The 6,207-nt window shown below is 57.9% G+C and carries 5 protein-coding genes; 2 read left to right on the plus strand and 3 right to left on the minus strand.

The annotated features are described in order from the left end of the window. Positions 1-77 precede the first annotated feature (77 nt). Positions 78-827: a corrinoid protein gene (locus HY868_27540; protein MBI5305913.1), complete on the plus strand. Its 750-nt coding sequence runs from the start codon at positions 78-80 to the stop codon at positions 825-827. A gap of 6 nt (positions 828-833) precedes the next feature. Continuing rightward, positions 834-1,724 (plus strand): DMT family transporter, encoded by an 891-nt coding sequence (locus HY868_27545; GenBank protein MBI5305914.1) that lies wholly within the window; start codon positions 834-836, stop codon positions 1,722-1,724. 399 nt (positions 1,725-2,123) lie between these two features. Here the strand turns inward: HY868_27545 and HY868_27550 are convergent, their stop codons facing one another. The 3 genes from HY868_27550 to HY868_27560 form a co-directional block, all read right to left on the minus strand. After that, positions 2,124-3,035: a universal stress protein gene (locus HY868_27550; GenBank protein ID MBI5305915.1), complete on the minus strand. Its 912-nt coding sequence runs from the start codon at positions 3,033-3,035 to the stop codon at positions 2,124-2,126. Between the two features lie 157 nt (positions 3,036-3,192). Then, entirely contained in the window at positions 3,193-4,512 is a 1,320-nt protein-coding gene (locus HY868_27555) for an Nramp family divalent metal transporter (GenBank protein ID MBI5305916.1), read from the minus strand. 156 nt (positions 4,513-4,668) lie between these two features. Further along, positions 4,669-6,087 carry an IS701 family transposase gene (locus HY868_27560; GenBank protein ID MBI5305917.1) on the minus strand — a complete coding sequence of 473 codons (1,419 nt, stop codon included), beginning with the start codon at positions 6,085-6,087 and terminating at the stop codon, positions 4,669-4,671. Between the last annotated feature and the right edge of the window lie 120 nt (positions 6,088-6,207).

Here is a 6,207-nt window from a genome sequence, read left to right on the forward strand (position 1 = left end):
CAGGTACGACGCATTGACCTGTTTCTGATTGTAGTGACGCCAGCGTAACACAATCGCGGACGCAGTGCGTCTGCCGGATGATAGATTTTTGTCTCAACAAAACGCGTACCCGCCACGTCACCGATTTGTTTAGCCCGCCAACTTCTGGTATAACAAGGACAAATCATTGGACGAATTGTTCACGTCTAAAGAGGTGCAATGTGTTCGAAGCAATCTACAAGAGCGTAGTCGAAGGCGACGCGAAGAAATGCGTTGCCGAAATCAAAGCGGCGCTGGATGCCGGGGCAGACCCTGCCAAGGTTCTAAACGAGGGGATGATCGCGGCGATGGCGCAAGTCGGTTGTTACTTTGAGCAGGGCGAGTACTATGTGCCGGAGATGCTCGTCTCGGCGCGCGCCATGCAAGAGGGACTCAAGTTGCTCAAGCCGCGGCTCGTCGAGGCGGATGTCAAGCCGGTCGCCAAGATCGTCATCGGCACCGTCAAAGGCGATCTGCATGACATTGGCAAGAACCTGGTCGCGATGATGCTCGAAGGCGCGGGATTTGAGGTGATTGATCTCGGCGTGGACGTTGCGCCGGATAAATTCGTGAACGCGGTTCGCCAGCATCAACCGCGTTTCATCGGCATGAGCGCGCTGCTCACCACGACGATGCCGATGATGGTGAAGACGGTGGACGCGCTCAAAGCCGCCGGGTTGCGTAACCAGGTTGTCGTGATGATCGGTGGCGCGCCAGTGACGGAACAATTCGCTAAGCAAATCGGCGCTGATCTGTTTGCGCCAGACGCATCCTCGTCCGCGAACCGCGCCAAAACGATGCTGGCGTAATCGTCCGTGTCTGCCAAATTATCCGGCTATGTTGCCGTCATTTTTGCCGCCGCGGGCTGGGGCACGTCCGGCATTTTCGTCAAAGCGATTTTGCTGGGCAGTGAAATCTCTCCGCTCGCGCTCGCGTTCTGGCGCGATCTCTGTACTGCGATTCTTTTGTTTGCCGGACTGTTCGTACTACGCCGCGACCGATTGCGTGTCGCCCCGCGCGATTTGGTGCGCCTCGCCGCGACCGGCGCGGGACTGGGTGCGTTCCACACGTTCTGGAATCTCGGCGTGTTTCTCAACGGCGCGGCAGTCGCCACGATTCAACAATCCGCGATGCCGGCGATGGTCGTGATCGCCGCGTGGTTCCTCTGGCGCGAGCCGCTGACGTGGCGCAAGATCGTCGCGGTATTGCTGACGTTTGCGGGGACCGCGTTCGTCTCTGGTGTAGACGCGCTGGGGCAAGTGAGTCTGACGACGAACGGGTTGCTCGTTGGCGTGTGCTTGCCGCTCGCGTATGCCGCGTGGAATTTGTTCGGCAAAAGCGTGCGCGCCCAGTACGACGCGATCACCGTCCTGGCTTATGCCTTTGCGTTCGGCGCACTCGCGTTGCTGCCGTTTCAATTCTTCGTGCCGTTTCCGCTGCCTGTCCCGGCAACATCATACTTTTGGTTTGCGGGGATGCTCGCGCAAACGATCATCGCGTTTTCGCTGTACACGTTTGGACTGGGACATTTGCCGGCAAGTGTCGCGAGCATTCTCGCAATGACCGAAATCGTATTCGTCACGATTTACGCGTACACGTTGCTCGGCGAGCGACTGGTGTTGCTCCAAGTACTCGGCGCGGCATTCGTCATCATTGGCGTGTTGTTGCTCGTCGAATGGCGCGCGCCAGTGGCGCAGGATGCTTGACCGCGTACATTTCAATTACCTCACGCCGCAAATGCAAGACCTCCGTTCGATAAGAACGGAGGTCGCTTTTTTTCATGACCTTCGGCAATTTGGAAAATTGCCCCACGATTTTCAATATCTTCACTAAACGCGAATTGGGTCTGGCAATTTGGAAAATTGCCCCACGATTTTCAATATCTTCACTAAACGCGAATTGGGTCTGGCAATTTGGAAAATTGCCCCACGATTTTCAATATCTTCACTAAACGCGAATTGGGTCTGGCATTTGGAAAATTGCCCCACGACTTTCAATATCTTCACTAAACGCGAATTGGGTCTGGCAATTTGGAAAATTGCCCCACGAATTGTTGACCACGTGACTATTTGACCGTTCGACCACGCGACTCTGAACTATCCAACTTACCGCGCCACTTCTTCCCCGGTCACACGCACCAACAGCACTGGCACGCTCGACCGCGATAACACCTTGGGCGTCACGCTGCCCGACCAAAACGCGTCCAGGTTTCCGCGTCCATGTGTCGCGAGCACGATCAAGTCCGCGTGCGTGCGTTCCATCGCGCTGAGAATCGCCGGCGCAACATCGCCGCGCGCGACGTTTGCCGTCGTCGGTATTCCATCGGCAAGGAGATGCGCCGCGAGCGCCTGCAAGTACTCCACCGCGCCGCGCTGAGCGAGATCGAGCATCGCCGTCATCGTCGTCGGCAGGAATGTCCCGATGCCGGATCGTTCGGCGGACAAGGTGCTCGTCGTCGGCACGACGGTGAGCAGATGCAAGCCCGCGCCGCACGCGCGCGCGATGTCGGTCGCGACGGGGAGCGCCGGTTCGTGAATCGCCGTGCCGTCGAGCGGAATCAAAATTTTCGCGCACGCGAATTGCTGGCGCAATTTATTCTCGCGCGCGAACAACACCGGCGTCGTCCCGCGCGCGACGACTTGTTGCGCGATGTTGCCGGTGATGCGATCGCGCCAACCGCTGTTGCCATGCGCGCACAGCACGATCAAGTCAATCGCGTATTCCGTCGCATGTTCGATAATACTTGCCGCGACATCCGCTTGGCGAACGGCGTGCACGTGTTTTTCAATCGCGACGGCGGGATGCGCGAGACGCGCGGCAACCTCGTCGAGGTACGCTTCCGCTTCCGCTGCGTTCGCGAGATGCCGTTCGCCGTGCACCGTGGTGCGTGCGTCTTGCTCGACGACGTGAAAGAGAAGCATGGTCGCGCCGAAACATTCGGCGAAGAACCGCGCGGTTGGCAACACCGATTCAGCGAGTTTCGATCCATCGAGGGGCACCAGAAATCGTTTGAACATGTTTGTGTCTCCGCCACAGGTGTCATTGCGAGGAGGTGTTCGCAAAGCGTGCCGACGAAGCGATCACTTCGCCCAACCCTCCCCTTGACAAGAGGAGGGCTGGGGTGGGGTTGGGGGTTGCTTCGCCGCATCGCGGCTCGCAATGACATAGGGCAAACTAGTCTCCGCCGAACAAAGTTTGGTACAGCAAAAAGATATTCAGCGCGACGATCAACGCGGCGACGATGCTTGCGACGATGGTCGTCGCGCGGCGATTGACGAGCACGCCCATAATGTCTTTGCGCGCGGTAAAGTAAACGAGCGGGATCACCGCAAAGGGCAAACCGAAACTCAGCACGACCTGGCTGATGACGAGCGTGCGCGTCGGCTCGAGTCCAATCGCGATGACCGCGAGCGAAGGCAACATGGTGACGAGACGCCGAATCCAGGGCGCGATGTGACGACGCAAAAATCCTTGCATGATCACTTGCCCCGCCATCGTGCCAACCGTCGAGGACGACAAACCGGATGCGAGGAGCGAGACGGCGAAAATCCAACTCGATGCGCTGCCGAGCAGAGGCGCGAGCGTGCGATGCGCCTCCTCGATCGAGCCAACGCTCGTCAAGCCCTCGCTGAAAAAGGTGGACGCCGCCATGATCAACATTGCCGCGTTGATGAATCCCGCCGCGCCCATCGCAATCACGACATCGAGTAACTCGAAACGGTACAGCCGGCGCAGCAGTTTCGGCTCGCGCGTGACGATGCGACCCTGGGTCAACGCCGAGTGCAAATAGATCACGTGCGGCATCACGGTCGCGCCGAGAATGCCGCTCGCCAGCAACACGCTTTCCGTGCCGCTGAACTGCGGCACGACGGCGTGGTACGCGATCTGTCCCCAATCCGCTTTGCCGATCAATGTTTCGGCGAGGTAACTCAGCGCGATCACGCCGACAAACCCGGTGATGACCGCTTCGAGCGGACGAAAGCCGTAGCGTTCCAGACCCAGGATCACGAACGTGATGATCGCGGTGAGAATACCGGCGGTGAACAGTGGTATATCGAACAACAGATAAAAGCCGAGCGCCGCGCCGAGAAATTCCGCGAGGTCGGTCGCCATCGCGACCAGTTCCGCGATCACCCACATGGCGATGACAACCCAGCGCGGAAAATGTTCGCGGCACTGTTCTGCCAGGTTCAACCCGGTCGCAATGCCGAGTTTCGCGGAGAGCGATTGAATCAGCATCGCCATCAAATTGCTCGCGACGATCACCCACACGAGCATGTACCCGAATTGCGCGCCGCCCTGGATATTCGTCGCAAAGTTGCCCGGGTCCATGTACGCGACGGACGCGATAAACGCGGGACCGAGAAACGGCAAGGTGCGCGCCAAAAATCCTTTTTTGCTTTGTCCTTCTAGAACCTGAATTGCGTCGTTCACGGTGACGGAATCGCCGTGTGTGATGGCGACAGCAACGTGGTTGTGGGAATCTTGTGACATCCTCAACTCTTTTTTGGGACTCGCTTGAGAATACCCCTCCCTAACCCTCCCCTTGCAAAGGGGAGGGAAGGGTGGGTCGTCCGGATTTTCATTCGACCGCGCGTGCGCTATCGGCGAATGAACAACTTCGTTGGTAACTACTTTGGCAATGTCAGATTAGGATGAATCGTTTTGTTCTTGCTGTTTTCTCAACCGGCTACTCGTGGACCGCGCTCGGTTGACGAGGTGTGTCACCACGAGTTGACGCGCACTCTCTGGCGTTAGTTGCGGTACAGGGAGTACGGACATTAACAAATCTCGCACATTCGCAGTAGAGAGCGCGGGCAACACTTCCAACTGGAATTGTTTCGCTAAACTGGGATCGCGTTGATAGGTCGTCTGCCATTTCAACTTGATGCTCGCGACAAACCAAGTCGCTGCGGCAGTCAATGCCATCTCATGTTCCCAGGCACGATACTTGCGGGCTTGGAAATCGTCCCAGCCCAATTCCGACTTGGCATCTTCATAGGTGCGCTCGGTGTAAAAGCGCCAACAACTGCGTTCAATCAAGGTGAACGCTGGCGTGTCGGCGACACCGTTCAATAGACTGTAGGTCATGCGCCCATCGGCATCGCGGCGAATCACGAGCCATTCGGCACGGACTTGCATCGTCGGCGTCAAGGTCCACACGCGCACGACTGCAAACTCGGCTTCCAAAATACCGCGTTCAAAGTGCCGGACTTGAACACGTTGCCAGACCGTCGCCGACCGTCGTCCTACGGCACATGCGGTATGCGGTTTGTGCCGGCTCTGCACACGCAGCTGGGTGTGTGGCCGCCCATGACCTTTGCGGCGCGGCACGCCGACTTGCGGTGCTTGCAGATAAACTTGCGTGTTCGCGGGGACTTGGGCGGCATAGTTCAAGTGCATTTCGTCCAATTTTGCCCGCAAGTCCCGATTGCGCCCATACAATTCATCGCAGGCAACCGTGTCAAAGGGCAAGCCATTGGCTTGGGCGCGCTGGATCATCGCGAGACCCAATGCCGGCTTGGTCGCAAAGGTGCGTTCGGGTGGCAGTCCGACCTCCTGGCGACGTGTCGCATACGCACGCGTAAACCAGCACGCCGGTAAAAACAATTCGCCGTCCACCAACGCCCAGGTGCGGGTCGCGGGATGAGCAAACGCCAAACACGTGGCGACCAAACTCAGGTCAATTTTGCCCAAGCGCCCGTTGTGTTGCCGGGCGGCACCGACGCTCTGGTCACCGGCTTTCGCATCGGCACTTTCATCCAGAATGACCAAGCCCCCGGTCGCCAATGCAGGTTCGTCCCGAATATCGTGTTGAATTTGCTCATACACGGGTTGGGCACGCCAGGGTGACTCGGACATGAAATGTTGGAGCGGTTGACCATCGCGCCGATTCAACCGGCGGTCGATATTCGCAAAGTTGCGTTGATCTTCCATAGTCAACTGCCCGCGCCAAAACGTGCGGGCACACTCGCTGGTATCGCGTGTGCGGGTGCGAAAGTAGGGGCGATAGTGTTGCCAAAAGGCGTCGAGATCATCGGCGAGTTGATCCACGGCATCGCTGGGCACGCCCCAGCCATCGGGATCGAACAGATTGGGCGAGAGTGAAGTAGCGTCATTCTCTAATCAATGCCACAACTCGCTACAATTGTCCAATTTAGAATGTTTGTCTAATCTGACATTGCCAAA

It is taken from the genome of Chloroflexota bacterium, assembly GCA_016219275.1.
Taxonomy (GTDB): Bacteria; Chloroflexota; Anaerolineae; order UBA4142; family UBA4142; genus JACRBM01.